Annotated in this window: 27 protein-coding genes, 1 tRNA gene and 1 rRNA gene; 6 read left to right on the top strand and 23 right to left on the bottom strand. The window is 51.0% G+C overall.

Annotated features, from left to right (window positions below):
* Positions 1 to 63 precede the first annotated feature (63 nt).
* Entirely contained in the window at positions 64 to 1,221 is a 1,158-nt protein-coding gene (locus tag DCCM_RS00915) for an HD-GYP domain-containing protein (RefSeq protein ID WP_104370589.1), read from the bottom strand.
* A gap of 234 nt (positions 1,222 to 1,455) precedes the next feature.
* On the bottom strand, positions 1,456 to 2,700 hold the full coding sequence (locus DCCM_RS00910; protein WP_104370588.1) for a CinA family nicotinamide mononucleotide deamidase-related protein: 1,245 nt from the start codon (positions 2,698 to 2,700) through the stop codon (positions 1,456 to 1,458).
* A 144-nt stretch (positions 2,701 to 2,844) separates the two neighbouring features.
* Between DCCM_RS00910 and DCCM_RS00905 the strand changes: the two genes are divergently transcribed.
* Positions 2,845 to 3,528 (top strand): peptidylprolyl isomerase, encoded by a 684-nt coding sequence (locus tag DCCM_RS00905; protein WP_104370587.1) that lies wholly within the window; start codon positions 2,845 to 2,847, stop codon positions 3,526 to 3,528.
* Positions 3,529 to 3,585: 57 nt separating this feature from the next.
* Here DCCM_RS00905 and trmD read toward each other — a convergent pair whose 3' ends face one another.
* The 7 genes from trmD to ylxM all read right to left on the bottom strand — a co-directional run bounded on the left by trmD (position 3,586) and on the right by ylxM (position 7,957).
* Entirely contained in the window at positions 3,586 to 4,365 is a 780-nt protein-coding gene (trmD, locus tag DCCM_RS00900; protein WP_104370586.1) for a tRNA (guanosine(37)-N1)-methyltransferase TrmD, read from the bottom strand.
* Positions 4,366 to 4,376: 11 nt separating this feature from the next.
* Positions 4,377 to 4,883 carry a ribosome maturation factor RimM gene (rimM, locus tag DCCM_RS00895; RefSeq protein WP_104370616.1) on the bottom strand — a complete coding sequence of 169 codons (507 nt, stop codon included), beginning with the start codon at positions 4,881 to 4,883 and terminating at the stop codon, positions 4,377 to 4,379.
* On the bottom strand, positions 4,876 to 5,307 hold the full coding sequence (locus DCCM_RS00890; RefSeq protein ID WP_104370585.1) for a YlqD family protein: 432 nt from the start codon (positions 5,305 to 5,307) through the stop codon (positions 4,876 to 4,878). The genes rimM and DCCM_RS00890 overlap by 8 nt, the downstream gene beginning before the upstream one ends.
* 122 nt (positions 5,308 to 5,429) lie before the next feature.
* Entirely contained in the window at positions 5,430 to 5,657 is a 228-nt protein-coding gene (locus tag DCCM_RS00885; RefSeq protein ID WP_104370584.1) for a KH domain-containing protein, read from the bottom strand.
* 24 nt (positions 5,658 to 5,681) lie between these two features.
* On the bottom strand, positions 5,682 to 5,948 hold the full coding sequence (rpsP, locus tag DCCM_RS00880) for a 30S ribosomal protein S16 (RefSeq protein WP_104370583.1): 267 nt from the start codon (positions 5,946 to 5,948) through the stop codon (positions 5,682 to 5,684).
* A 281-nt stretch (positions 5,949 to 6,229) separates the two neighbouring features.
* Positions 6,230 to 7,603 (bottom strand): signal recognition particle protein, encoded by a 1,374-nt coding sequence (gene ffh / locus DCCM_RS00875; RefSeq protein ID WP_104370582.1) that lies wholly within the window; start codon positions 7,601 to 7,603, stop codon positions 6,230 to 6,232.
* A gap of 15 nt (positions 7,604 to 7,618) precedes the next feature.
* Positions 7,619 to 7,957, bottom strand: coding sequence for a YlxM family DNA-binding protein (gene ylxM / locus DCCM_RS00870; RefSeq protein WP_104370581.1), 339 nt, complete (start codon positions 7,955 to 7,957; stop codon positions 7,619 to 7,621).
* 249 nt (positions 7,958 to 8,206) lie between these two features.
* On the opposite strand from ylxM, the gene DCCM_RS00865 reads away from it, so the two are divergent.
* Positions 8,207 to 9,625 (top strand): aspartate aminotransferase family protein, encoded by a 1,419-nt coding sequence (locus tag DCCM_RS00865; RefSeq protein ID WP_104370580.1) that lies wholly within the window; start codon positions 8,207 to 8,209, stop codon positions 9,623 to 9,625.
* A gap of 115 nt (positions 9,626 to 9,740) precedes the next feature.
* On the opposite strand, the gene DCCM_RS00860 is transcribed toward DCCM_RS00865, so the two are convergent.
* The 9 genes from DCCM_RS00860 to rbp form a co-directional block, all read right to left on the bottom strand.
* On the bottom strand, positions 9,741 to 9,947 hold the full coding sequence (locus DCCM_RS00860; protein WP_104370579.1) for a hypothetical protein: 207 nt from the start codon (positions 9,945 to 9,947) through the stop codon (positions 9,741 to 9,743).
* Between the two features lie 222 nt (positions 9,948 to 10,169).
* Positions 10,170 to 10,841, bottom strand: coding sequence for an N-formylglutamate amidohydrolase (locus DCCM_RS00855; RefSeq protein ID WP_104370578.1), 672 nt, complete (start codon positions 10,839 to 10,841; stop codon positions 10,170 to 10,172).
* Between the two features lie 153 nt (positions 10,842 to 10,994).
* Positions 10,995 to 13,478, bottom strand: coding sequence for a leucine--tRNA ligase (gene leuS / locus DCCM_RS00850; RefSeq protein WP_104370577.1), 2,484 nt, complete (start codon positions 13,476 to 13,478; stop codon positions 10,995 to 10,997).
* Between the two features lie 127 nt (positions 13,479 to 13,605).
* On the bottom strand, positions 13,606 to 15,270 hold the full coding sequence (locus DCCM_RS00845; protein WP_104370576.1) for an AMP-binding protein: 1,665 nt from the start codon (positions 15,268 to 15,270) through the stop codon (positions 13,606 to 13,608).
* 197 nt (positions 15,271 to 15,467) lie between these two features.
* Positions 15,468 to 15,542: transfer RNA gene (locus DCCM_RS00840), tRNA-Ala, on the bottom strand.
* A gap of 236 nt (positions 15,543 to 15,778) precedes the next feature.
* A complete protein-coding gene (gene rsfS, locus DCCM_RS00835; protein WP_104370575.1) occupies positions 15,779 to 16,135 on the bottom strand; it encodes a ribosome silencing factor in 357 nt (118 codons plus the stop codon).
* 53 nt (positions 16,136 to 16,188) lie between these two features.
* Positions 16,189 to 16,767, bottom strand: coding sequence for a bis(5'-nucleosyl)-tetraphosphatase (symmetrical) YqeK (yqeK, locus tag DCCM_RS00830; protein ID WP_104370574.1), 579 nt, complete (start codon positions 16,765 to 16,767; stop codon positions 16,189 to 16,191).
* A gap of 53 nt (positions 16,768 to 16,820) precedes the next feature.
* On the bottom strand, positions 16,821 to 17,594 hold the full coding sequence (locus tag DCCM_RS00825) for an enoyl-CoA hydratase (RefSeq protein ID WP_104370573.1): 774 nt from the start codon (positions 17,592 to 17,594) through the stop codon (positions 16,821 to 16,823).
* 221 nt (positions 17,595 to 17,815) lie between these two features.
* A complete protein-coding gene (rbp, locus tag DCCM_RS00820) occupies positions 17,816 to 18,073 on the bottom strand; it encodes an RNA-binding regulator (RefSeq protein ID WP_104370615.1) in 258 nt (85 codons plus the stop codon).
* Between the two features lie 243 nt (positions 18,074 to 18,316).
* Between rbp and DCCM_RS00815 the strand changes: the two genes are divergently transcribed.
* The 4 genes from DCCM_RS00815 to DCCM_RS00800 are packed head-to-tail and all read left to right on the top strand — an operon-like array spanning position 18,317 to position 21,166.
* Complete coding sequence (locus tag DCCM_RS00815) at positions 18,317 to 18,955, top strand: RNA polymerase sigma factor (protein WP_104370572.1); 639 nt, start codon at positions 18,317 to 18,319, stop codon at positions 18,953 to 18,955.
* The gene (locus DCCM_RS00810) at positions 18,891 to 19,415 is read left to right on the top strand and encodes an anti-sigma factor (protein WP_165791969.1); all 525 of its coding nucleotides are present in this window, start codon (positions 18,891 to 18,893) and stop codon (positions 19,413 to 19,415) included. Before DCCM_RS00815 ends, DCCM_RS00810 begins: the two co-directional genes overlap by 65 nt.
* Before the next feature lie 7 nt (positions 19,416 to 19,422).
* The gene (locus DCCM_RS00805) at positions 19,423 to 20,061 is read left to right on the top strand and encodes a B-box zinc finger protein (protein ID WP_104370570.1); all 639 of its coding nucleotides are present in this window, start codon (positions 19,423 to 19,425) and stop codon (positions 20,059 to 20,061) included.
* Positions 20,036 to 21,166 carry a DUF4097 family beta strand repeat-containing protein gene (locus tag DCCM_RS00800; protein WP_104370569.1) on the top strand — a complete coding sequence of 377 codons (1,131 nt, stop codon included), beginning with the start codon at positions 20,036 to 20,038 and terminating at the stop codon, positions 21,164 to 21,166. The genes DCCM_RS00805 and DCCM_RS00800 overlap by 26 nt, the downstream gene beginning before the upstream one ends.
* A 114-nt stretch (positions 21,167 to 21,280) precedes the next feature.
* Here DCCM_RS00800 and DCCM_RS00795 read toward each other — a convergent pair whose 3' ends face one another.
* The 5 genes from DCCM_RS00795 to rrf form a co-directional block, all read right to left on the bottom strand.
* A complete protein-coding gene (locus DCCM_RS00795; RefSeq protein ID WP_104370614.1) occupies positions 21,281 to 21,727 on the bottom strand; it encodes a DUF3795 domain-containing protein in 447 nt (148 codons plus the stop codon).
* Between the two features lie 113 nt (positions 21,728 to 21,840).
* Positions 21,841 to 23,292, bottom strand: a complete 1,452-nt coding sequence (locus DCCM_RS00790) for a methyl-accepting chemotaxis protein (RefSeq protein ID WP_104370568.1) — start codon at positions 23,290 to 23,292, stop codon at positions 21,841 to 21,843.
* Positions 23,293 to 23,430: 138 nt separating this feature from the next.
* Positions 23,431 to 24,060, bottom strand: a complete 630-nt coding sequence (gene nadD, locus DCCM_RS00785) for a nicotinate-nucleotide adenylyltransferase (RefSeq protein WP_104370567.1) — start codon at positions 24,058 to 24,060, stop codon at positions 23,431 to 23,433.
* 122 nt (positions 24,061 to 24,182) lie between these two features.
* The gene (locus DCCM_RS00780; RefSeq protein WP_104370566.1) at positions 24,183 to 24,434 is read right to left on the bottom strand and encodes a hypothetical protein; all 252 of its coding nucleotides are present in this window, start codon (positions 24,432 to 24,434) and stop codon (positions 24,183 to 24,185) included.
* Between the two features lie 381 nt (positions 24,435 to 24,815).
* Positions 24,816 to 24,893 (bottom strand): 5S ribosomal RNA (rrf, locus tag DCCM_RS00775); the annotation flags it as partial.

Here is a 24,893-nt window from a genome sequence, read left to right as displayed (position 1 = left end):
CCAACCTTTAAAGCCGGGCGAAAGTTTTAGCAACGGCCTCAAAAAGCCTGTCCGGCAGGCTTTCTATTTTTCACCAATTTCATCCCGGTATCTATCCCTGATCTTTACCAACTCCCCGATATTATCCAGGAAAAGGTCCACCAGCACCGGATCAAAATGATTCCCCTTCTCTTCCTTAAAAAGGTTCAATATCCTGTCCAATTCCCAGGCCTTTTTGTAACACCTGTCGCTGCCCAGGGCGTCAAAAACGTCGGCAATGGCGGTTACCCTGCCATATATGTGAATCTGTTCGCCGCTGACTCCGTCAGGATAGCCCCTGCCGTTCCATTTCTCATGGTGCTGCCGGGCCACAATGGCCGCCGCTTTTAAAATGCGCCTGCTGGAGCCCTTTAAAAGATTATATCCCACCTGGGTATGTGTTTTCATGGTATCAAATTCTTCATCGGTGAGCTTGCCGGGCTTTTTTAATATTGAGTCCGGTATGGCCACCTTGCCGATGTCGTGCATGGGAGAAGCTATCCTCAGCAGTTCCGCCTCGGTTTCGTCCATGCCGTATTTTAAAGCCAAGATTTTGGAATACTCGGCCACCCTTTTGATATGGTTGCCTGTCTCCTTGGAGCGGCTTTCTCCTATTTCCCCCATGGTAAAAATAATTTCCTTCTGGGTTTCCTCTATCTCTTTATTGAGCAGCGCCGCCTCCAGCGATTTCCCAGAGTATGAGGCTGCCAGGGTCAAATATTCCAGATCCTTCGACGTAAATTTTTTGGAGCGGGTCATTTTATTGATAGCCTGGTAGGCGCCAATAGTTTCGCCTTCACTGTTTTTAAGGGGTATGACAATAATAGCCTTGGTCCGGTAGCCCGTCTTTTTGTCCACGTCGGGATTGAACCTGTGATCATTGTAGGCGTTATCGATAAAAAGAGGCTGGTCGTGATCGATGGAATAACCCACCAGCCCGGTGTTGGCCGGTATGCGGATTTCGTTCACCCCGTGGGCGACCCTGGTCCAGAGTTCGTTTTTTTCCCTATCCAGCAGCCACAATGTGCAGCGGTCCGCTACAATCATGTCCTTTCCCAGATCCGCCATCATCATCAAAAGGTTGTCCAAATTTTTTTCGTTTGCCATTCTGGCCACGTAGCCGAATATTAACTCCAGCAGCTCCCTGGAATTAATGCGCTTTCTCGGCTTCGGCCCAAACTGCAAATCATAAGTCTCGTGCATTTTGACACCCCTGTTAAACAATTATCCGGCTGGGAGCATTTAATACATCTTTTTCCAGAATAAAGCTGTGCATGAAAGTTCTACAAATTATATTAATTTTCCTGCGATTTATTGGATATAATAAAATATTTTGCATAATGTCACCCGCAAAAAAACCGCCCCGGGGGCGGTTATAAATATTTATTATGCGCTATGCTTTTTTAACAGCAGGCAAAGTCGCGTGGCAGTCCGGTATTAAAAGGCTATGCCGTGTTTCAGGTAACGCCATAATAGCACCAGAACCATGGTGGAAGCCCTGCGGGAGGCTTCCAAACGGTCTCCGCCCCGCAGGAGCAGTTCCCTGCCCATAATCTTCCCGTCAATATCGGCGCCCAGGTGGAATGCGTAGCCAGTCACCCGGCTGCTGGGATCTCCAGCATTGTCCATGCCTATGGCAAGACCCGCCCGGCAGCCAAAATTTTCCTTTATGGCTGTGGCCAGACTCTTCACTGCCTCTTCTTTTTTCACCGGCGGTTCCCCGGCGTGCAAAAAAGGCATCCCCCGCAAAACGCCAAAATCCCGGGCCACAACGCCCGCGGCGAAGAAATCGCCTGCTCCCGGCACTGTCGACAGCAGGGCGGAGACTTCTCCCCCGGAAAACCCCTCTAAAACCGCGAGGGTTTTATGCTGCTCCCGGAACAGTCCGGATACAGCCCCCGGCAGTGTTTCCCCGTCAACCCCGAATATAAAAGAGCCCAGGCGTTCCCGGACCCGGGCCTCCATGACTTCTATCATTTCACCGGCCCCGGCTTCATCCCCGGCCCTGGCAGTAATCCTTAAATGGACTTCAGAAAATTTTGCGGTGGGCGCCAGGGTGGGATTGCTGCTTTTTAAAAGGTCGCTGAGCTTTTCATCCAGTTTTGACTCGCCTATACCGCAAAATTTAAGCACCCTGGATTTGATAATGCCGCTTTTCCCGGCCAGTTTTTCCTTCAGGAAGGGTATGACGCGGTCATTCACCATCCTCTTAAATTCATTGGGCGGGCCCGGAAGGAGTATGTAGGTCTTGCCCCTGTTCTCCAGTATTATTCCCGGCGCTGTGCCCACCGGGTTGTCCAGCGCCCTGCCCCCCTCCGGTATCAGTGCCTGTTTTAAATTATTATCGGAAATGGATATATTCCTCTGGTCAAAAAACCTTCTCACCACTTCCAGGGCAAAATTATCCTTAACAAGCTTTAATTTTAGGGCCTCGGCCAGTGCCTCCCTGCTGATGTCGTCCTCGGTGGGTCCCAGACCGCCGCCCACTATTATTAAATCCGCCCGTCCGGCGGCCTGGCTGATGGCCGAAGCGCAGCGCCCCAGATTGTCCCCCACCGTCACCTGGTAATAAAGATTTATTCCTAAAGAGGATAATTCAACCTGCAAATATTGGGCGTTGGTGTTCAGTATCTGGCCAAGCAGCAGTTCCGTACCCGTGAATATCACTTCCGCAACCATCATTCTCTCCCCCGGCTATCACTTTTTTGTCCCGGAACATCCGGTTTAATCATATCCCATTTATCATTATTCCGCCACCAGGATATAAAGTCTGCCCGTCGAAATGTATATCCAATACCTATAATTTTAATTCCGGAGGTCTAAATAATGGCCGTTAAAAAGAAAAATCCCCGGCAGCCCGCTCCACCAAGGCGAAATCTAATAATTGCCGCGATAATAGTTTTTACCCTGCTGCTGGCCGCAGCCACGGGCTACAGCACATACCGGCAGGAACAACAGCCGGAATCCAATGCCGCCGCGGAAAAGCCCAATGATAAGCAGGCAGACGCCGGCAAAGCAGATGATAAAAACACCGGGAATAATAAAGCCGCTCAGTCCGCCGGGGATCTGAGCAAAACCAAAAAGGATCTGGTGGTAATAAAAACATCCCTTGGGGATATTGAAGCGGAAGTTTACCCGGAACTGATGCCGGTAACCGTAACAAACTTCGAAAAACTGGCCGGAAGCGAATTTTACAACGGCCTCACCTTCCACCGGGTGGAGGACTGGGTTGTTCAGGGAGGAGACCCCGAGGGCGACGGCAGCGGCGGCCCTGGCTGGACAATAAAGCTTGAAACCAACCCGCTGTTGAAAAACACCAGGGGGGCAGTGGCCATGGCCAGGAGTGAGAAACCGGATACCGCGGGCTCTCAATTTTATATACTGAAAAAGGACGCGTCCTGGCTGGACGGCGATTATGCCGTTTTCGGCAGGGTGGTCAAGGGCATGGAAATTGTGGACAGGCTGAAGCCCGGGGATAAAATGCAAACAGTGGATATTGCCAAAAATTAAAAAAATAAATATAAATTGCTGCGCACAAAACAACGGCCGGTAATGTTCCGGCCGTTGTCAGCGCCTTTTTTTCCTTGTTATGTCTTCCGGCAGTCCCAGCCCTTCCAATTCCAGCACTATCCCTTTTAAAATAATCCTGTCTTCATCTGTAAGGCCGGCTGTGGCCAGCAACTCCGGGCGGCTCTGAAGTGTTTTAAGCAGTGACTGCCTGCGCCGCCACAGGCGGATCTGTTCATGGTGCCCGTTCAGCAGAACTTCCGGCACGGGCAGTCCCCTGTATTCCCTGGGCTTGGTGTAGTGAGGGTATTCCAGCAAACCGTCGCTGAATGATTCTTCCTCGGCAGAGGCGGTTTCACCCAATACCCCGGGAATTAACCTCACCACCGCGTCCACCAGCACCATTGCCGGCAATTCCCCGCCGGTCAGCACATAGTCGCCTATGGATATTTCATCATCCACCAGTTCGTCCCGCACCCTCTGGTCCATGCCCTCGTAGTGCCCGCAGAGAAGAATCAGGCGCTCTTCCCCGGAAAGCTCCCGCGCCGTTTGCTGGTTCAACTTTCTTCCGGCAGGACTTAAATATATCAGTTTGCCGGTTCCGGGGCGGCTGGATTTTATATGGTCCACGGCTTCGAAGACCGGCCCGGCGGCCATAACCATCCCGGCCCCGCCCCCGTACGGCGTGTCGTCAACGGTATTATGCTTGTTTTGGGAATAATCCCGAATGTTTATATAGTCGATTGCTACCAGCCCCTTCTCCCGGGCGCGTTTGATGATGCTGGCGTCAAAGGGGCCTTCAAACATTTCCGGAAAAAGGGTCAAAATATCAATATGCAAATAAAGACCTCCTAATATTCCTCCGGCATTTCCACTACCATCCTTCTGCCAGGCACGTCAATCTCCTTTACCACGCTTTTTAAAGCGGGAACCAGCACCGGCTTGCCGCCCTGTTCAGCAACCACGTAAACATCGTTGGCCCCGGTATGAATGACTTCCTCAAGAATTCCCAGGGAATTGCCCGCAGGATCATATACGTTGATGCCCACCAGGTCAAAAATATAGTAGCTTCCCTCCGGAAGTTCCACCAGTTCCTCCCTGGTAACCTTGAGCAACGCCCCTTTTAGTTTTTCCGCGGCGGTCATATCGGGAGTTTCTTTAAATTTTATTATCACAAACTTTTTGTACAGCCGGGCTGTCTCTATGGTGTACTTACGTTTTTCACCGTTTAATTCCACCAGCACAGTATCCATATCAAGAAAGCGCCCGGGAAAATCCGTCAAAGGAAATATTCGCAGCTCTCCCCTGTTTCCCTGGGTATTCACAATCTTTCCTATGTCAATGTATTCCTCAGCCACCTTCATACCCCCCGCCGCCCTGCCTTATCTCAATCACCCTGCCGTCCTCAATTACCACTTCCACATTAAAAAGGCTGCTCCAGTGGTCCCCCACCTTCAATTCCACAATGCTTTCCACCTGCCCGTGGACAATTTCCTCGCCAATACTCATATTAGCGGTCTGCTTTAGTTTATCCAGCAGCCTCTGCCTGGCTTCCAGCTTGGCTGAACGTTCTTTCTCCAGGTGCTGTTTGGCGGCGGTTATGCCCTGGGGGTTTTTTTTCTCCAGTTCGGCCAGCAGTCGCCTGGCCTGAAACTCAATATGCCGGATTTGCATATCCACCCTGGATATAGCCTCCTGAATCTCCCCGGCAACATTTTTTTTATATTCCTCTGTCACTTTAATTTTAACAATCACCGGGCGGGTGATGGTTATGCCTCCCATGCCGCATTACCACCTCATAGTTTATGCGTAAAGACGCCACATATCAGAAAAGGGAGCATAGAGCCCCCTTTTTTAATCAGGCATAACGGGATGAGCCCGAAATGCGTTGCTGTGGTTTAGTATTATACTATTTCCACTATAACTTTTTTCTTCTGCTTGGTGGCCGCTGCTTTGACCACCGTACGAATTGCCTTGGCGATGCGCCCCTGCTTTCCGATTACCTTCCCCATATCATCAGGGGCCACTTTCAATTCTATCAGGAAGGATTTTTCTCTTTCAACCATTTTAACCGAAACTTGATTCGGATTATCCACCAAGGCCTTAGCCAATATTTCTACTACTTCCTTCATCGGTCAGAACCCTCCTGGAAAATACTACTGACCGCTGTCAGCGGGCTTGGCCAACAAACCTGCCTTACTGAACAGTGCGCGGGCGGTATCGGTCAGTTGGGCTCCCTTTTTAAGCCAGTCTGCGGCTTTTGTCTCGTCAATCTTAATTACAGCCGGGTCCTTCAGCGGGTCATAATATCCGATTTCTTCTATAAACCTGCCGTCCCTGGGAGAACGGGAATCAGCCACCACTATCCTGTAAAAGGGATTTTTCTTGGCACCCATTCTTCTTAATCTGATTTTGACAGCCACGACATTTTCACCTCCTTTAATGATCTTACCAATTTATATTTTTGCAAAAATATTCCATAGCGCATCGGCGCCGCCGGCACAGGCCGCGGTTTAAAGCCTCCTGGGAAAGTGTTGAAAAACACATCAAAAAGCAATAAAGATGTTGATAAATTACCGCCCGAGGCCGTTCAAAAAGCTCCAGATGCAAGGCGCGGCAAGGCCTCAAGCGGAGGCGTACCCATCGTACGTTGAGCATTGAGGCCGCAGCCGCAACGCAGCAGATGGACTTTTTCAGCGGCCTCCTAGAATAGATCCTTTTTGCCTAATCCCATAAAGGGGTTCATCCCCATTTTGCCGCCTTTTTTAATATTTTTCTCCATATCGGCAAACTGTTTCATCATTTTTCGGGTTTGTTCAAACTGTTTCAGCAGGCGGTTTACCTCCTGCACGGAGGTTCCGCTGCCCCTGGCTATGCGCTTTTTCCTGCTGCCGCTTATTTCGTGAGTATGCCTTCTTTCCCAGGGTGTCATGGAGTTGACAATGGCCTCCACATACACCAGTTCCTTTTCATCTATCTCGCCCAGATCCTTAAGCTTTTTAGCGCTGCCCAATCCAGGAATCATACTTATTATCTGCTGCAGCGGGCCGAGCTTTTTCACTTCCTGTATCTGTTGCATGAAATCCTCCAGGGTGAAATCCGCAGCCTTAATCTTTTTATTTAGTTTGGCCACCTGTTCCGCGTCAAAATTTGCCTGGGCCTTTTCAATAAGGGTCATTACATCGCCCATGCCCAGAATGCGGTCGGCCATACGATCCGGATGAAAAGGCTCAATGGCGTCGAGCTTCTCGCCAACCCCGGCGAATTTTATGGGACAGCCGGTGACAGCCTTGATGGACAGCGCCGCGCCCCCCCGGGTATCGCCGTCCAGCTTTGTCAGCACAACCCCGTCCAGGCCCAGCCGCTGGTTGAAGGTTTCAGCCACGTTCACAGCCACCTGGCCGGTCATGGCGTCCACCACCAGCAGTATCTCATGGGGCTTTACCGCCGCTTTGATGGACTCCAGTTCAGTCATCAGCTGGTCGTCCACATGCAGCCGGCCGGCGGTGTCTATAATCACCAAATCCCTGCTGTTGCTCTGGGCGTTCTCCAGGGCGGCCCTGGCGATATCCACCGGGCTGTTTTTGTCACCCATGGAAAACACGGGTATATCCAACTGGGCGCCCAGCACCTGCAGCTGCTTAATAGCCGCCGGACGGTACACGTCCGCCGCCACCAGCAGGGGGCGCCTTCCGCCTTTTCTCAGCATATTGGACAGCTTGGCGGAGGTGGTGGTTTTGCCGCCCCCCTGCAATCCCACCATCATAACCACTGTGGGCGGCTTGGAGGACAGGTTTATTTTGCTCTGCACCCCGCCCATGAGTTCAGACAGTTCTTCATGTACAATTTTTATAACCTGCTGGCCCGGGGTCAGGCTGGTAAGCACATCCGAGCCCACAGCCCTTTCCTTGACCTTCTTCTGGAAATCCTTCACAACCTTGAAGTTAACATCGGCGTCCAGCAGCGCCCGTCTTACCTCTTTCAGGGCCTCGTCCACATCTTCCTCGGTCAGCCTGCCCTTGCCCTTTAGCTTACGGAATGTTTCCTGAAGTTTTTCAGCAAGTCCGGAAAAGACCACTGCTTAAGCCTCCCCTCATTCCTCTTCAATTGCCATAACTTTGCTGAGGATACTTTTAACCTCCGGCAATTTATCCGGGTAGCCGCTTTCCAGCAATTCCAGCGCCGTGCTCAAAAGCCGGCGATTGTCAATATGTCTGGCAACCAGTCCCAGCTTCCGCTCATAATCCGTTAGAGACTGTTCCGACCTCTTTAATATGTCATATACGGCCTGCCGGCTCACGTCGAACTGCTCCGCAATTTCACCCAGGGACAGATCATGGGCGTAATAGAGTTCCACAAAACGCCTCTGCCGCTCGGTGAGCAATTGACCGTAAAAGTCGTAAAGCAAATTTATTAACGCCAGCTTTTCCATGTTAAGCCTCCGCTTCAATTGCCCTAATGTTGCAAACATCAAGGAGGAATACTTAACAGGTAAATTTTAATGCAACCGGGCGGCTTCTGTCAAGTAAAAATACATTACACGCGGTATTAATAAATCATTTCCCGGCAAGACTATTTTAACAACATTTTATCCGGTGGAACAAATATGCATTTTTTATGGTAAAATTATGCTGTGCACAAATCTGTTTACAATTTCAGAGCGGAAGGATTGTGATGGGATATGCAAAGCGAAACAGCACATGACATTGCCATAGATTTTCAAAGCCATCTTCTATCGCTGGACAAGGCCATTGAAATGAGCCGTGAAGAAATTAGACAAAACCACAAAAATCACGTCAACCCGGAGCTGACTTCAATGATGGGATTTTTGAGTTTTGACAAAAAATTTGTACGGGCCCGGGATACCCTGGTCTGGGACAGCGATGGGAACCAGTACCTGGACTTCCTTGGAGCCTACGGGGCCATGAATGTGGGGCATAACCACCCGGAAGTGCTGGCGGCGCTGGACAGGGTAAGGGAAATGCCCAACCTGATCCAGGCCTCCCTGGGCACCCTGGCCGGGGCCCTGGCGCACAACCTGGCTCTTATTACCCCGGGAGCTTTAACCAGATCTTTCTTTTGCAACAGCGGGGCCGAGGCGGTGGAGGGAGCGCTTAAACTGGCCCGGGCCGCCACCGGGAGAACAGGTTTCATATACTGCGAGGGTTCCTTTCACGGCAAATCCTTTGGCGCCCTGTCGGTAACGGGCAGGGAAAAATACCAGAAACCTTTCCGCCCCCTGCTGGAAGGCTGCCACGCCGTTCCCTACGGGGACATTGAGGCCCTGCAAGCCGCCCTGTTGAATTCCCGGGCTGCGGCATTTATCGTTGAGCCTATTCAGGGCGAAGGCGGAATTATTGTACCTCCCCCGGGCTATCTGGCGGAAGCGGCCAGGCTGTGCGGAGAAAAAGGGACCCTTTTAATTGCGGACGAAATTCAGACCGGTATGGGGCGTACCGGAGACATGTTCGCCTGCCAATATGAACAGCTGGAGCCCGACATTCTGTGCCTGGCCAAATCGCTGGGCGGCGGGATTATGCCGGCGGGCGCCTTCATCACCACCGACGACATATGGCAAAAGGCCTACGGCAGCTGGGAAAAATCAACCCTGCACACCTCCACCTTCGGGGGCAACACCTGGTCATGCGCGGCGGGTATCGCCACCATAAGCGTTATCTACCGGGGAAATCTGGCAGAACAGGCAAGGGAAAAAGGGCTATATTTTATGAACGGGCTAAACCAATTAAAGGAAAAGTATCCTCTATTGCAGGACGTTAGGGGCAGGGGCCTGATGGTTGGGATAGAATTCAACCAGCCGGGCGGCATGCTTACCAAAGCTACTTTCGGCCTGGCCTCTAAACTTTCCCAGGAATACCTTGGCAGCCTGGTGGCGGGTGAACTACTGAACAAATACGGCATAATAACAGCCTACACCCTGAACAACCCCAATGTCATCAGGCTGGAGCCGCCGCTTACGGTAACCCGTGAGCAGCTGGACAGGGTGGTGGAGGCCCTGGACCAGATTCTGGCCAGGCACAAAGGCCTGGTAAGCATGGCCGCCTCCAGCGCGAAAACCTTCGTAAAGTCACTGGTAAAATAAAGAAAACACCCCCCGGCCGTTTAAGTCGGGGGGTGTTAAGCTTCTGTCCGTTTTTTTATTTTCAATCCATACTCCACCTTCCCCTCCATCCGCTTTGCCCTGTTGTTTTTTAGGATTACCAGTTCACAAAGGCGCTGTAGTTGCTTTTAAACCTCTCCAGCAACGAGCCGGCCGGCTGACGTGTTACCTCCACGTCGTTCCACTCCCTGAAGGTGGCGAAATTATCATTCACTGCGTCAATAAGCCTGTTCATATCTCCGCTGTTGTTTTTCTTTTTTCCGGCATAGCAGCCGTAGTACGCCACATCTGCTGAACGTGCCATTTCTTACACTCCCTCCGGCGATTTTTTTGTCATCACCGTTATTGTTTTATTTGTTCTTATATTATTGCCGCCGGAGGGGTAAATAAAGCATTTGCCTTTGAAATGCAAAAAAAATGGTCACTACCATCCATCTTTAACGTCGATTATTTCACAAATATTAATTTGACCAATGGGGTTGTCGAACAATTCACAACGTGCTGCCTGCATGAAGATACGGCCTTTTCATCGGCTGTCGTATATTATTTTATCCCTTCCCTGCCAAAGGGACTCCGCCAGGGCGGCGGCAAATTTTTTCCTGACCTCCCCGTCCTGCCTTACCTCCCTGCTCACTTCCAATTGCAGTCCCTTCATTACCATACCGTCGGAATATTGCCTGGTAATGAATCCTCCCCGGTACGGGCCGCCGGTGTCATGCCTGGCGGTACAGCCCCTGGAGCCCAGCAAATTTAATAAAAGCTCCACCGGCTCCCGGTCCATGCTACTGTAATTGGCTGTTCCCAGCACCACCTGGGGAGCTCCGGGACCGGCCCCCCTGCGCCCGTGGATATCCAGCAGCAGGCAGCGGCGATATGTTTCCGCACAGTGGTCCACACATTCCCTCAGGTCGCCGTGGTACTCCCTGTAATATTTGACCGAAACAGGGTCTTCGCAGGCTTCCGGCTGGGAACGGTTAAAGTCTATTTTAACGCGCCTGATCAGGGCCTTGACCAGGTAGGGCTCACCCCACACCCCTTTTAAGGAGTTACTAATCTCCATGGCCAACTCCTGGGTGAACTCGTCCGCCATTCTGTTGCCTTCCCGGCGGAAGGGAAGAAAGGCCGGTTCTTCCGTCCCCCCGTGGGGGACAGATAACACCACCGGTATCTGTCCTTTTTGACTGATAATATACCTCATGCTCCTTACCCCGCTTTAAGTTTTGAGACAGAAGCCATATATTATTCTATCCCGGAAGCCATTAACCGAATTAACATAATTGAGGCTTCAGGCCGTTCACCGGCAACCCCCTATTAATAAACCCCGCCTCCGGGGCGGGGTTGTCTAAAGTTGCTATTTGACCACGATGTTTACCAGTTTTCCCGGCACGGGAATAACTTTCACAACCTGTTTTCCCTCTATCATATTCTGTACCCTGGGCTGGGCCAGCACCAGTTCCTTCATTTTGTCCGGGGTAATGTCCGCCGGCACCAGCACCCTTTCCCTGACTTTGCCGTTAAGCTGCACCACAATGGTAATTTCGTCCTCAATAATGGCTTCCGGGTCGTATTCAGGCCAGGGCTGTCTGTGAATACTGTCCCTGTGGCCTATTCCAGCCCAAAGCTCCTCCGTTATATGCGGCGCAAAGGGAGCCAGCAGTATCAGCAGGTGTTCCACCGCTTCCCTCATTACGGCGGGATCCCGGTCGGTCTCCGGCAACTCCTTGTACTGGTAAAGGCCGTTAACCAGCTCCATGATGGCACTGACCGCGGTGTTGAAGTTAAAGCGGTTGCCGGTATCCTCCGTTACCTTTTTGATGGTGGCGTGGGTAAGCCGCCTCATTTCCCTGTTTACCCCCGCCGGTTTGCCGTCAAACCCGGACGGTGCTTTTAAAAGCTCTTCGGACATGGGCGCCACCAGTCTCCACACCCTGTGCAGGAAGCGGTAGCAGCCCTCAACTCCCTGGTCGCTCCACTCCAGATCCCTTTCCGGAGGCGCGGCAAACAGTATGAACAGCCTGGCGGTATCCGCTCCGTAGGTGGCCACTATCTCTTCCGGACTCACCACGTTGCCCTTGGATTTGGACATCTTGGCCCCGTCTTTTAAAACCATGCCCTGGGTAAGCAGGTTGGTAAAGGGCTCTATGTTCTTAATCAGGCCGACGTCATAAAGGAACTTGGTAAAGAACCTGGAATAAAGCAGGTGCAATATGGCGTGCTCCACCCCGCCGATATACTGGTCCACCGGCAGCCAGCCGTTCACCTTTTCCCGGTCCCAAACGGCATTTTCATCCCGGGGGCTGGTATAGCGGTAATAATAAAAGGATGAGCACATGAAGGTGTCCATGGTGTCCGTTTCCCGGCGGGCGGGTTTACCGCACTCCGGGCAGGTTGTATTCACGAAATCCGGGCTGTCCGCCAGGGGAGAACGGCCGGTGGGCTTAAACTCCACGTTCCCGGGCAATAGCACCGGCAGATCCTGCTCCGGAACGGGCACAACCCCGCACTGCGGGCAGTAAATCATGGGTATGGGCGCGCCCCAGTAGCGCTGCCTGGAAATAAGCCAGTCCCGCAGGCGGAAATTTACAACACCCCGGCCCAGTTTTTTCTCTTCCAGATAATTGATTACCGCTTTAATTCCTTCCTCTTTGGGAGTTCCGTTAAAGGGGCCGGAATTAACCATTTTCCCGTCCCCGGAGTAGGCTTCGGCCATGGTGTCCGGGTCAAGGTCGGGGCCGTCCGGCTGGATTACAATACGTATGGGCAAATTATACTTCCTGGCAAATTCAAAGTCCCTCTGATCATGGGCGGGAACACCCATTACAGCTCCGGTGCCGTATTCCAGCAGAACGTAGTTGGCTACCAGGATGGGCACCTTTTCCCCATTCATGGGATTGATGCAATAGCCTCCGGTAAAAAGTCCTATCTTTTCCGCATCCGTGGCGGTGCGGGCGATTTCGCTCAAATTCCTTACATTATTGACGAATTCCCTGATTTCCGCGGCCTGGGGCTTATCATCTATTATTTTTTCCACCAGGGGATGCTCCGGCGCCAGCACCATGTAGGTTACCCCATAAACGGTGTCCGGGCGGGTGGTAAACACGGTAAAGCTTTCCTCCAGCCCCTCAATGGGGAAATGGATTTCCGCCCCCTCGCTGCGGCCAATCCAGTTTTCCTGCATTATTTTGACCTTTTCCGGCCAGCCTTCCAGAAGTTTGATATCATCCAGCAGCCTGTCGGCATAATTGGTGATCCTGAAAAACCACTGTTCCAGTTCCCGTTTTTCCACAATAGTTTTACAGCGTTCGCAGGAGCCCTCCTTAACCTGCTCGTTGGCCAGAACCGTGGCGCAGGAGGGGCACCAGTTCACCGCCGCCTTCTTTTTGTAGGCCAGTCCGTGTTTATAAAGCTGCAGGAACAGCCACTGGGTCCATTTATAGTAACCGGGATGGCAGGTGGCGATTTCCCGGTTCCAGTCGTAGCTGATACCCAGCTGTTTAAGCTGCTCGCGCATGGTATCAATATTATCTATGGTCCACTCCGCCGGGTGCATGTTACCGTGCTTGATGGCGGCGTTTTCCGCCGGCAGGCCGAAGGCGTCCCAGCCCATGGGGTGCAGCACGTTGTAACCCTTCATGGTTTTAAAACGGGCCACCACGTCGCCTATGGAATAGTTTCTCACGTGGCCCATATGCAGCTTGCCCGAAGGATAGGGGAACATCTCCAGGCAGTAGTATTTGGGACGCTGGCTGAAATCCGGAACAGTGTATAGGTTTTCCGCCTCCCAGTATTTCTGCCACTTTCCCTCAATTTCTTTGAAGTCATAACGTTCTTTCAACACGTTTATCCTCCTAACACAACTCCATTTTGGGATTTTATCACAAAATGGAGTTGTTAACAAGATTCAATAAAAATAGGGGTGGAGAACTGAATTGTTCAGCCACCCCGGGGGCAACAGACAGTTTTTATGCGGTCTCCACTACGGCCGCTTTTTGCAGGCCCAGGTCGTCTATGGCCTGTTCGCGGAGTTTGTATTTCTGCACCTTGCCGCTGGCCGTGGTGGGATAGCCGTTGACAAAGGTTATAAACCTGGGTATTTTATAGCGGGCTATTTTATTGGTGCAGAATTCCCTTATTTCCTCAACAGTGGCCTCCTCACCCTGGTTCAGACAAATAAAGGCCATAACCTCCTCGCCGTATTTCTCGCTGGGCACACCCACCACCTGGACATCCTTGATCTTGGGGTGCGTATATAAAAATTCTTCTACTTCCCTGGGGTAAATATTTTCACCGCCCCGGATAATCATATCCTTGATACGTCCTGTAATCCTGAAATACCCTTCTTTATCCATAATGCCCAGATCCCCGGTATGTAGCCAGCCCTCCCTGTCAATGGCGGCGTTGCTGGACTCTGGCATCTTGTAATACCCCTTCATGACATTATATCCCCGGGCGCAGATTTCACCCTGTACTCCCAGGGGAACTTCCTCACCTGTGACCGGATCCACCACCTTCACCTCAACGCCGGGCAACGCCTTGCCCACGGTGGACACCCTGCGCTCAATGGAATCGGAGGTGCGAGTCATGGTTATCCCCGGGGCCGCCTCCGTCTGGCCGTAAGTAATGACAATCTCCTTCATGCCCATGCGGTCCACCACCTGCTTCATAACCTCTATGGGGCAGGGTGAACCGGCCATAATGCCCGTTCTCAGGGTTGAAACATCATATTGGTGTTTATTCAGCACTTCCAGCTCGGTAATAAACATTGTGGGCACTCCGTGCACAGCCGTGCAGCGCTCGGCTTCTATGGTCTCCAGCACCCTGGTTGGATTGAAGGCCTCCAGCAGGGCCATGGCGGCGCCGGATACAGCGCAGGTCAAGGTGCCCAGCACACAGCCGAAGCAGTGGAACAGGGGAACAGGAATACATAGCCGGTCACCGGGCCTGAAGTTGAGGCACTCGGCTATGCTGGTGGCGTTACCCACCAGATTTGTGTGGGTGAGCATGACGCCCTTGGGAAATCCGGTGGTCCCCGAGGTATACTGCATGTTCACCACATCGTCAGGTTCTATGGAAGCTTCCCGTTCCGCCAGCTGCCGGTCGGTTACATCCCCGCCCGCTGCCAATACATCTCCCCAGGTATACATGCCCGGGTACCGCTCATCCCCCAGGAATATCACATTCTTCAGCCTGGGAAGCCGCTTTGAATTCAATCTGCCCGGCTGGCAATCCTTTAATTCGGGGCAAAGCTGATTGATCATGTCGATGTAATCGGCGTCCTTTGTGCCCCGGATCAGCAATAATGTGGTGCTGTCCGACTGTTTGAGAAGGTACTCCAGTTCAAACAGTTTATAATTGGTGTTCACCGTAACCAGAACAGCACCCATCCTGGCGCTTCCGAACTGTGTTATCACCCACTGGGGCACATTGGTGGCCCATATGGCTATATGCTCCTCCTTGTTGATTCCCAGGGCCATCAGTCCCTTTGCCAGTCTGGCGCATTCCTCCCGGAATTCCCGATAAGTATAGCGCAGGCCAAACTCAATACATACCAGGGCATCGTTATCGGGATTGTTCTCCACGGTTTTGTCCAGCATCTGGCCTATGGTAATCTTACTGAAAGGTTTCATGTTAATAGTGTCCTCCCCGCTGCCTCTTTTGGCTATTAAATAGTTAACATGCTAAAGGTAAGCCGGTACAGTGAATCCCCTTTTGCTATCCGTCCCCGTCGACGGCTTAAATAATAAAGAAAATCAAAAAACTCCCGCCCCGGTAAGGGACGGGAGTTAATACCCGCGGTACCACCCTCGTTGGTATAGTTATGTAATGGTGGAGCTGGCGGGAATCGAACCCGCGGCCTCTTCCATGCCAAGGAAGCGCGCTCCCTCTGCGCCACAGCCCCATAACTTTACCCACTCGTGTGTGTTTTTAACGGCCACCACCGGACCGGGGTACATATTCCCCCGGTCAACTCAGAGGCGAGTTCATCAACCGGCTTTACCGCCTTGCACCTTACGGCGGCTCTCTGCAAAAACACAGGTTGGTTACTACTCCTCGTCAAAGTTGTTCCGATATTTTGACAATACCAATTATAAAATATACCTATTTGGGTTGTCAACGGCAATTACAAAGCCGGCCTCAATGGCCGGCCGACATCTCCACCACCGGCGCATCGCCCCACAGACGTTCCAGGTTGTAAAAATGCCGTTCATCATCCTGAAAAACATGAACCACCACGTCACCGTAGTCCAAAAGCACCCATCGTCCCTCCTTCATCCCTTCCTTGCGGGGTTTGAGGGCGAAATCCTCCTCCAGGGTTTCCATGATGCCGTCCGCGATGGACTGAACATGAATTGAGGATCTCCCGCTACAAATAATGAAGTAGTCGGCGATGATAGAAATTTTGCTGATATCCAGCATGGTGATATCATATGCTTTTTTGTCCTCAGCAACTTGCACGGCAATACCCGCCAGTGTCTGTGGATCTAACGACAATAGCCACTCCTCCTTGTTTTATATGGTTTTTACATAATATATTCGCACCGGTTCTAAAAGTTCCTGCCGCCCACCATTAATGACAGTTTATTCCATGTACTTACCATGTCCGGGTGGATTATTTCCCCCCTCTTGATAAGATAATACATAAAATGACCCAGACAGGCAAGCATTCCTTCATCAGGACCCGTCACAGCCGCTTCCCTCAGTGCCTCAACCCCCGGGTGCCTCCTGCCCGGCTCAATCTTGTCGGCCACATATACGGTTTTCTCCAGCAGCCCCATGCCCGGGGAACCTGTTGTATGCAAAGCCACCGCCCGCAATACCTCTTCATCACAAACTCCGAAACGCCTGCGGCAAATAGCCGCCCCCACCGGTCCATGCAGCAAAAGGGGGAACCGCCTTTCCACCGGAGAGACGGTTACTCCCCATTCCCCGGCAAGTCTCAGCAATTCGCCCCCCTCCATGTCCCTGGCACAATCATGCAACAGACCCGCCCTGGCTGCGAGGTCCGGGTCCGCGCCGTAGGCAAGAGCCAAACGGACGGCCGTATCGCTTACCCCCAGCGAGTGGGCCAGCCTTTTCTCCGAAATCATTTCCTTTAGAATTATTACTATTCCTTCCCTGTCCAATACAACCTCCGGCCACTTTAAAATTTGTTATTTTGATTTACCATTTACAAATATTAATCTTTCCAGACCGGTATCCTTTTTTCCATAAAAGCGCTAATTCCCTCCCGGGCATCGGCAGTTGAAGTGTTTAAGGATATTACCTCGGTGGCATAGTTAAGGGCCATGAAATCCTCCATGTTCAGCTGGCGGTAAAAAGCCCTTTTTCCCACTGCTATGGCGGAGAAACTATTGGCGGCTATTTTTGCGGCAAGCTTCAGGGTGGCTTCCTCCAGTTCCTCCGGCTTTACCACCTTGTTCACCAGGCCGTGCGAGAGGGCTTCACCCGCGGTGATGGATTCCCCGGTAAACAGCATCTCCAGAGCTTTCTTCCGCCCCACGTTGCGGCTTAAAAACACAGAGGGAGTGGTACAAAACAGTCCTATTTTTGCTCCCGGCACACCGAAAGCGGCATCTTCGGAGGCCACGGCTAAATCACAGGCAGCCACCAGCTGGCACCCTGCCGCGGTGGCTATGCCGTGAACCTGGGCTATAACCGGCTGGGGAATCTCCCGGATAAATCGCATAGCCGTAAAACACGTCTGGAAAAGATCCAGCACATCCTGCGGCTCCGCCCCCGCCACTTCCTTAAGGTCATGGCCGCCGGAAAAAGCTTTTCCGGCTCCCTTTATAATCAGCACGCGCACCCGCTTCTCCTCCGCCGCTTTTTGCAGAACGTCGGTTAATTCCAGCAGCAATCCCTTTGAAAGGGCATTTCTTTTTTCCGGCCGGTTAAGAGTAATATATCCTATTTTTTCAAAGGTTTCATATATAATGTTCTGGTAACCCATGTCTATACCCCTCCTCTTTTTTTAAATTTGTATTCGATGCCTTCAGGGTAAAACCCTTGATATTTTGAAAATTCAAATATCCGGGCTTGGAGGGTTTAGGGTTAACTGATTGAAATAAATTTTTAATATCCCGGGACAAATGGCAGGCGCATTTATCCGGCGGCTATTTCACACAGAGGGCAAAAAGAAAACCTCCTTAAGGTGGAGGTTCCTTTTAAGTCTTATCCTATTTTTTCCTCCCGCTGTTTGGCCTCGTTAACCGTTATCGCCCTGCCGTTAAGCTCTGCCCCGTTCAGTGCGGCTATCATTTTTTCGGCATCATCGTCAGCCACTTCTACAAAACCAAAACCGCGGGAGCGCCCGGTCTCCCGATCGGTGATTACCCGGCTGCTTATTACCTCACCGTACTGTGAAAAAGCCTCCTGCAAGTCCTCCGCCTTGGTGGCCCAGGGAAGGTTACCCACATAAAGGGTGCGCACCACTAAATTCACCTCTTTCATTGCTGCTTTGATTCATTGCTATTATTTGCAGAACCAAAAAGGCTAATGCAAACCGGTAAATCAAAGATTTTACCAATTCTGGCTTAACATTAATTTAATCATGTGGGAATTGAGAAATCTCTCTTACCGTAATTCTGCGCATAATAATTTTAAATTATTAATTGAAGTACTTTCCGGAATAGCGACGTCTATATATACAGAGGCAGTCGAGGAGAGGTAAAAATGACGGCGGTAACGGACGAGCTTCTGGTGCACAAAACAATACAGGGGGACAGGGACGCATACGGGCAGTTGGTGGAACGTTATCAGCACCAGCTCTATGACCTGATTTTCAAGATGCTGAACAACCAGGAAGACGCCCGGGATGTGTCCCAGGAAATATTCATTAAAGTTTTCCGCTCCCTTGATAAATTCAGGTACGAGTCAAAATTCAGCACATGGCTGTACAGGGTGGCCACCAACCACTGCCTGGATTTTTTAAGAAAGAAAAAACGTGAAAAGGAAAGATATTTGATCCGGGAATCTCCGCCGGAAGACGGCGCGGGTAGGGAACCGCAATCAGGCGGCTGCTGGGAGCCGGAGCAAAGCCTGCTGCAAAAGGAAAACCTGCAGAGACTGCAGAAAGCCCTGGAACAGCTGCCGGAAACCTACCGGCTGCCGTTATTGATGCAGCACTACCGGAAAATGAGCTATCAGGAAATAGCTCAAATAATGAATATACCTGTTAAAACAGTGGCCACCAGAATTTATAGGGCAAAAAACATGCTAAAGGAATGCCTAGGGGGAGGTGACGGCCGTGAACTGCAACCAGATCAGGGAAAAACTTGTACAGTATCTGGACGGGGAATGCACCTGTTATGAACAAAAACAAATTGCGACGCACCTTTCATCATGCCCGGAGTGCCGGAAGGAATTAAATGAACTTAACGAATTAACAGCATTGATGTGGGAAATCCCCTCCCGGGCTGCGCCGCCCGGTTTTCTGGAAGGAGTCATGGCTGAGGTTAAAAGCCGGGAAATGTCTGATTACTCCGGCCCCGTGGAAAAAACGCTTTATAAGCCTTTGCCACGCAGCCCGGGCACAAAACCAACTTTCCGCAAGGGACGGTGGGAAACCCTGCGGGACCTGACCCTGGCCGCCGCGGTCTCCCTGGCGGTATTCTGGTACGGCGGGGCGTGGTTCAGCAATGAAAATATTGTTTCCGCCGGCAGCAAGCTGGACCTGGCCTTTAAAAGCTATGTGCAATATTCCGGCGGCACACTGAACAGGGTTTACAGCAACGTTGAAGACCTGAACGGCACTTTACTGAAAGAGAGGTAATCGGTTTATGAAATGTGCCAATCACAGCGACCTGGAAGCGGTGGATATCTGCTCAAGCTGCCGCCAGCCGGTTTGCGAACAGTGCATTGTATCACTGGCGGGAAAAAGCTACTGCAAGACCTGTCTGGAGAAAAGGATGGAGAAAATTCCGGAGGTACAGGAAAACAAAAGCGGTTTTATCGCCCTGCTGATGTCCATGATTCCGGGTGGAGGCTATCTTTACCTGGGGCTTATGAAAAGGGGACTGCAGACCATGCTGCTGTTCTTCGGAACCATATTCATCAGCGCGGCCATACAGATGGAAGAACTAACCGCCTTGATTCTGCCGATAATATATTTTTACACGGTTTTCGATACCCAACAGTATGTAAAAAATATTAACCGCGGCTATCCAATTGAAGACAGGGAGCTGTTTGACTGGGGTTCCTGGGAAAACAAGCGCAGCATAATAGGAATAGCTCTTATCATTATCGGAGCCATGGCGTTGTTTAACAATTTCGCGCATTACCTTATTCCCTACCGGCTGATTAAAAACGCGCTGCCCCCGATTCTTATAATAGGCGTCGGCATGTATATACTCTATTTGAGCACGGGCAAAAAGGAAAAGGAGGAAAACAGCGATGGAAGCCAAACCTCCGAAGATTAAAGTGGGTACCATAACCCTGGCCGTTAGTCTGGTGCTCCTGGGTATCGGCATGCTGCTCTACAACTTTGGCGGAATAAAGTCCCCCGAAACCGTCTGGAGGCTCTGGCCCCTGCTTCTTATCGGACTGGGTGTGGAATATTTTGTGCGCCGGGCCGGCAGGGGCGAGAGGGAAATTGAATTCAGCCTACCCAGCGTTATACTAATCGGCATCTTCATTCTGGCTGGAATCACCGTAATGGCAGTGTCCAACGCCCTCCAGGGTCTCGGCATAGGCGGGCTTATAGACCATATATCCTTTGGGGACAGCCACAGCCACGTTAAGGAATGGCAATCCGGGCCCATGGCTGTTGACAGGGGCATGGCCCTTGATATTGACAACATTATGGGGGAGATAAATCTGGAACCCAGCACCGACGGAAAACTGCATGTATCCGCCCGCATAACCGGACGGGCCGGTAGCGACGCGGAGGCCAGGGCGGTGGCCGATGCCGCCCGGGTGGTCATCGAAAAGGGGCAAACAACCAAAATATACACCGACAGCGGGGAAGAAGCTCTCAAAAACAACCGTATATCCTCAGACCTGAAGATTCAGGCGCCCCCTGATTTAAAGATTAACATTGAGAATAAAATGGGCAGAATCGCCTCACAAAACATCAGCGGCAATCTGGAACTGACTTCCAGCATGGGAGAAATAAATGTGGAAAACCTGCGGGGAGATTTAAAGGCCTACAGTAAAATGGGCGCCATAAACGCCGTCAACACAACAGGAAAAGCGGATCTGGGCACGGAAATGGGCAGGATAAACATACAGGAACCGGGCGGCGCTGTGGACGCGGTTACCCGTATGGGCGAAATCGAACTGGTATCCGGCAATCCCCTTGAGAATGACTACCGCCTGGATACCACCAACGGCAGAATTGTATTCCGCCTCCCCGAAAAATCCAACCTGACCGTGGAGGCAAAGACGAACCACGGCAGGATTTCCGGCATGGGAAACGGCGAAGACCCGGCGCATAACAATGCGGAAAAAATGGTTCTGGGCGGCGGAAAAGGCACCGCCCGGCTAATCACCGGCAACGGCAGCATAGAGGTTGTAACTTACTAGAATAAGCGGACCTCATTACGGCTTTACAGCTTGTAAGCCCCGGCCTTTAAGAGCAGGGGCTTACAACCCGTTTGCGAAAATAATACCCGGGAAAATACCTCCTGATAAAAACCATTAATACCTTGGCCTTTTCTTTTGCTCTTCATAATATACTTCAACGCCCACTTCCTTCATTCTGTCGTTTATACGGCGCCACCTTTCATGCAGAGGCGCATCGTACCGGTTGCGCCCGCAGGGATACTCGTCACACTGGAAACAAAAGTCCACACCCTTCTCCTTAAAGCAGCTCTTTGCGGCGCAGAGTGGAAATTGAGCCTTGCCGCTCCGGCACCCGGCACAGCCGGCCAGGGTAAAAAAGTCCAGCATTTCACGGAACTGCCGGTAGTTTTGCATCACCGGCATAAAAGATGAAAGTTTATCCGCCACACTCTGAAAGTCACCCAGTGCCTCTATCAACTGTTCACTGAGTTTCTTTATCTCGCCCCCCGCAAAGCCGTGGCACCTTGAGCAGTCCAGGCCGCATGGAGCCAGGGATGTTAAAATTTCCTCCCGGATAGCCATAACTGACACCTTCCATTTCTGTTTAATTGGATTACAATAGTTTTCTTCACGGCATTTAAAAAACAAAGCAAAGAATTGATATCCGGCCCGCGGATGAAATAACGGCGAAATCATTAATCCTCCAGACCCACGTCGGCGCCTAAAACTCCCACCACCTTACCCTGGGATTTTATAGGAACCGATACTGTTATACAGGGCTTGCGGGTAATGGCGGAAATATAAGGGGATGAAGTGTATATTTCTCCTGCCATGGCCCGGCGCCACCATTCCCTGGAAGAAGCGTCGGCCAGTCCTGCCGGGGGACTGGAAAATAAAAAACCGCCCTCACTGTTGTTTGACCAGATGGCCTCTATTTCCGGGGTCACCGATATTTTAGCGGAAAGCGCACTTTCATGCCGCTCCGGAACCATACCCGATATTTCAGGCAAAACCGCCAGATGCTCCATCAGGCCTTTTACCCTTTCCAATATTTCCATGGATTTTTCGTCTATGCCGTACTGCAATTCGGTGTTCTTCACCGCCTGCTCCAGGTTTTCCGCCACCCCGCTGAGAAGCTTCCCGGTGTCAATTATATCCTTTAAAGCCGCCCCTCTCTCATTCAGCATTGCCGCAAGTTCCTGCAGCCCGCTGCTTATTTCCCTGTAAGCATCAACCAGCCCGGCGTTAATGCCCCCCATTAAATCTATGGAATCCTTTAACATGTCGGCAGCCGATAAAATTTTTACGACACCGGTTTCGCCGGACGCCGCGCCCCTGTCGGCACTCTCCACCACTCCGGAAACCCGGCTGCTTATTTCATCCAGGGAGCCGGTTATTTTTTTCAAGGCCTCCTCCGTCTGTTCCGCCAGTTTGGTTATCTCCCTGGCCACCACGCTGAAGCCCGCGCCGTAATTGCCGGCCCTTGCGGCCTCAATGGTGGCGTTAAAGGCTAATAGCTTTGTCTGTGAAGATATATGCCCTATGGCGGCAATTACCTCCCTTACGGTAGCCACCGCATCGTTCAGGGTGTGAACCTGAAGGGATACCTCCCGCTGCTCGCTGTTTATGCCTTCCATGGTGGCGGAAACCTCATTCAAGGTATCCATGCTCTCTGAAATTACCCCTGTCCCCTTTTTCAGCTCGTCCTCAAAATGGTTGCCATCATCCTGAACCTTAAGGGCAAGATTATGCAAACTTGAGAAAATACTTCTTATATCCCCGGCGGACTTCATGGTGCTTTCCATCTTCTGCGAGGCGGATCTCACCTGATGCGTTGTCACATGAATTTCCCTGGCGAAGGACCTGGCCCGCCGGGACAGCCTTCCGATTTCCTCAAGAAGCTCATTTTGTTCGCCGGATATTTCAGACTCGGTTGTCGCCCCGTGATATACCTGCCAGTCCACAGCTCTTTGAACCGCCTCCCGGGATAACTTTTTTATTTTTAAACTGCTTGATTTTACCAATGCAGCAACCGCGCCAAACAATATTAAAGCATTCGCTGCCGCCAGAACAGCACGATTGTCAATAAGGTAAGCCAGGCATACCTGGGCGGCTACGGCAATGGCCGACAACCATAATAACGGCATATTTACCCCTCCGAAAAAAAATTAGGCCCGGTAAATAAACCGGGCTTCGTCGCCTTAAAACATCATCGTTGTAAGTATTGCATAATATTATATTTTAGTTTTAATCCAAAGACAAAACATATTATGGAAACATTTCTATCAAGTGTACCTGTATAGTCTCCTGGAAATGATATATTCCTCCACCGGTTCCGGAAGCAGGTATTTAATCGGCCTGCCTTCATTAACCCTCCGGCGGATGTCCGTGGATGATATGGCCAGTGCCGGAACTTCCATGGTGGCTATGCAGCCCCTGACGCTGTGAATAATGTCTTTTAAACGTCCGGCAAGGGCTTCCAGTCTATAACCAGGTCTGGTGGCCGCGATGAATACCGCCAGCTTCAATAATTCATCCACACGGTGCCAGGTAAGTATCTCCAGAACCGCATCAGCCCCGGTGATAAAATATATTTTTGCGCCCCCATACGTACCCGCAACGGTTCGCACCGTGTCAATGGTATACGATAGACCCTGGCGTTCCACCTCCAGGTCCGACACCTCAAAATGGGGATTGCTGGCCACGGCCAGGGATGTCATTTTAAGCCTGTGCCCGGGATCACTGATGGTCCTGTCCGTTTTATGCGGCGGACGGGCGGCAGGCACAAATATAACCTTATCCAGGGAAAAATGGTGGCGGGCGCCTTCGGCGGCCACCAGATGGCCGTAGTGTATGGGATCAAAGGTGCCGCCCATGATACCAATTTTACTGAATTTAGAAGCTCTCTCCGACATTGCCTGACACCTCAGGGACCATTTTATAGGGCGCCGGGTTAAAAATCAATAAAGTTTTTAAAAGGCAAATTCCCCGGCCCTATTATTTTAACATTGGCCCCGAGAAGTAAACGTAGAATAATCTATGACTTGGAGCAATAATTGGCAGTGACAATATTATTCAATCTTCTCTTGCTGCTGCCGCACATTGGGCAACCGGTGGAACTCAACAGCGGATACCACCTATTTTTCAATCCGTAACCGCACGAAGCGCATATGGCCGCCCCCGCAGCCAATTCACTTTCAGTCAGGGTATAAAATGTTTGGTTAATTAATTTAATTTTATATTCTTTAAGGGATACCACTTTTTCATCAGGTTGAAATTCAGTCGCCATTTTTAAATCCCCTTTCTCCTTTTATTAATAGTTTCATTTGTTACGCAAAAATAGCTTTATTATTCTGCGCTATAAAAACAAAAACGTTCCCATATCCTGCCCTTTGGACAAGATACGGGAACGTCATTGCTCCCCAGTACTGTTTAAAGTAAATTATATTATAAATTTCTTAAATAACAATACAATAAGAAAAAGAATATTGTATACTTGATTAACCGCCATTTTCACAGACAAATATATATTTTTTATTTAATCTTCCCACTGGTCAAACCTCTAATCCTTTAATTATTTTTACGTCTCCCCATAATCCAAAAAGACTCACGACACGGCCGTAAAGCGGAAAATGAAAGAGGACACACCAAGATGTGTCCTCAAAATTTATTCCGGCGACGACCTACTCTCCCAGGGGTTAACCCCAAGTACCATCGGCGCTGAAGGGCTTAACTACCGTGTTCGGGA

Origin of the sequence: Desulfocucumis palustris, assembly GCF_002933875.1 — a bacterium.
In the GTDB taxonomy this organism is placed as follows: Bacteria; Bacillota; Desulfotomaculia; order Desulfotomaculales; family Desulfocucumaceae; genus Desulfocucumis; species Desulfocucumis palustris.
Note: the sequence above shows the minus strand (reverse complement) of the source record. Positions and strands in the feature narration are given on the sequence as shown.

What these genes read in the sequence shown, in the direction of transcription:
- DCCM_RS00795 (WP_104370614.1), bottom strand. Translation starts at nt 21,727, where the DNA reads ATGGCTATCCGGGAGGAAATTTTAACATCCCTGGCTCCATGCGGCCTG.
- DCCM_RS00885 (WP_104370584.1), bottom strand. Translation starts at nt 5,657, where the DNA reads ATGAAGGAAGTAGTAGAAATATTGGCTAAGGCCTTGGTGGATAATCCG.
- DCCM_RS00805 (WP_104370570.1), top strand. Translation starts at nt 19,423, where the DNA reads ATGAAATGTGCCAATCACAGCGACCTGGAAGCGGTGGATATCTGCTCA.
- DCCM_RS00845 (WP_104370576.1), bottom strand. Translation starts at nt 15,270, where the DNA reads ATGAAACCTTTCAGTAAGATTACCATAGGCCAGATGCTGGACAAAACC.
- ylxM (WP_104370581.1), bottom strand. Translation starts at nt 7,957, where the DNA reads ATGGAAAAGCTGGCGTTAATAAATTTGCTTTACGACTTTTACGGTCAA.
- DCCM_RS00915 (WP_104370589.1), bottom strand. Translation starts at nt 1,221, where the DNA reads ATGCACGAGACTTATGATTTGCAGTTTGGGCCGAAGCCGAGAAAGCGC.
- DCCM_RS00860 (WP_104370579.1), bottom strand. Translation starts at nt 9,947, where the DNA reads ATGGCACGTTCAGCAGATGTGGCGTACTACGGCTGCTATGCCGGAAAA.
- DCCM_RS00800 (WP_104370569.1), top strand. Translation starts at nt 20,036, where the DNA reads ATGGAAGCCAAACCTCCGAAGATTAAAGTGGGTACCATAACCCTGGCC.
- DCCM_RS00905 (WP_104370587.1), top strand. Translation starts at nt 2,845, where the DNA reads ATGGCCGTTAAAAAGAAAAATCCCCGGCAGCCCGCTCCACCAAGGCGA.
- DCCM_RS00790 (WP_104370568.1), bottom strand. Translation starts at nt 23,292, where the DNA reads ATGCCGTTATTATGGTTGTCGGCCATTGCCGTAGCCGCCCAGGTATGC.
- DCCM_RS00780 (WP_104370566.1), bottom strand. Translation starts at nt 24,434, where the DNA reads ATGGCGACTGAATTTCAACCTGATGAAAAAGTGGTATCCCTTAAAGAA.
- DCCM_RS00825 (WP_104370573.1), bottom strand. Translation starts at nt 17,594, where the DNA reads ATGGGTTACCAGAACATTATATATGAAACCTTTGAAAAAATAGGATAT.
- DCCM_RS00910 (WP_104370588.1), bottom strand. Translation starts at nt 2,700, where the DNA reads ATGATGGTTGCGGAAGTGATATTCACGGGTACGGAACTGCTGCTTGGC.
- DCCM_RS00815 (WP_104370572.1), top strand. Translation starts at nt 18,317, where the DNA reads ATGACGGCGGTAACGGACGAGCTTCTGGTGCACAAAACAATACAGGGG.
- DCCM_RS00890 (WP_104370585.1), bottom strand. Translation starts at nt 5,307, where the DNA reads ATGGGAGGCATAACCATCACCCGCCCGGTGATTGTTAAAATTAAAGTG.
- nadD (WP_104370567.1), bottom strand. Translation starts at nt 24,060, where the DNA reads ATGTCGGAGAGAGCTTCTAAATTCAGTAAAATTGGTATCATGGGCGGC.
- DCCM_RS00855 (WP_104370578.1), bottom strand. Translation starts at nt 10,841, where the DNA reads ATGAGGTATATTATCAGTCAAAAAGGACAGATACCGGTGGTGTTATCT.
- DCCM_RS00865 (WP_104370580.1), top strand. Translation starts at nt 8,207, where the DNA reads ATGCAAAGCGAAACAGCACATGACATTGCCATAGATTTTCAAAGCCAT.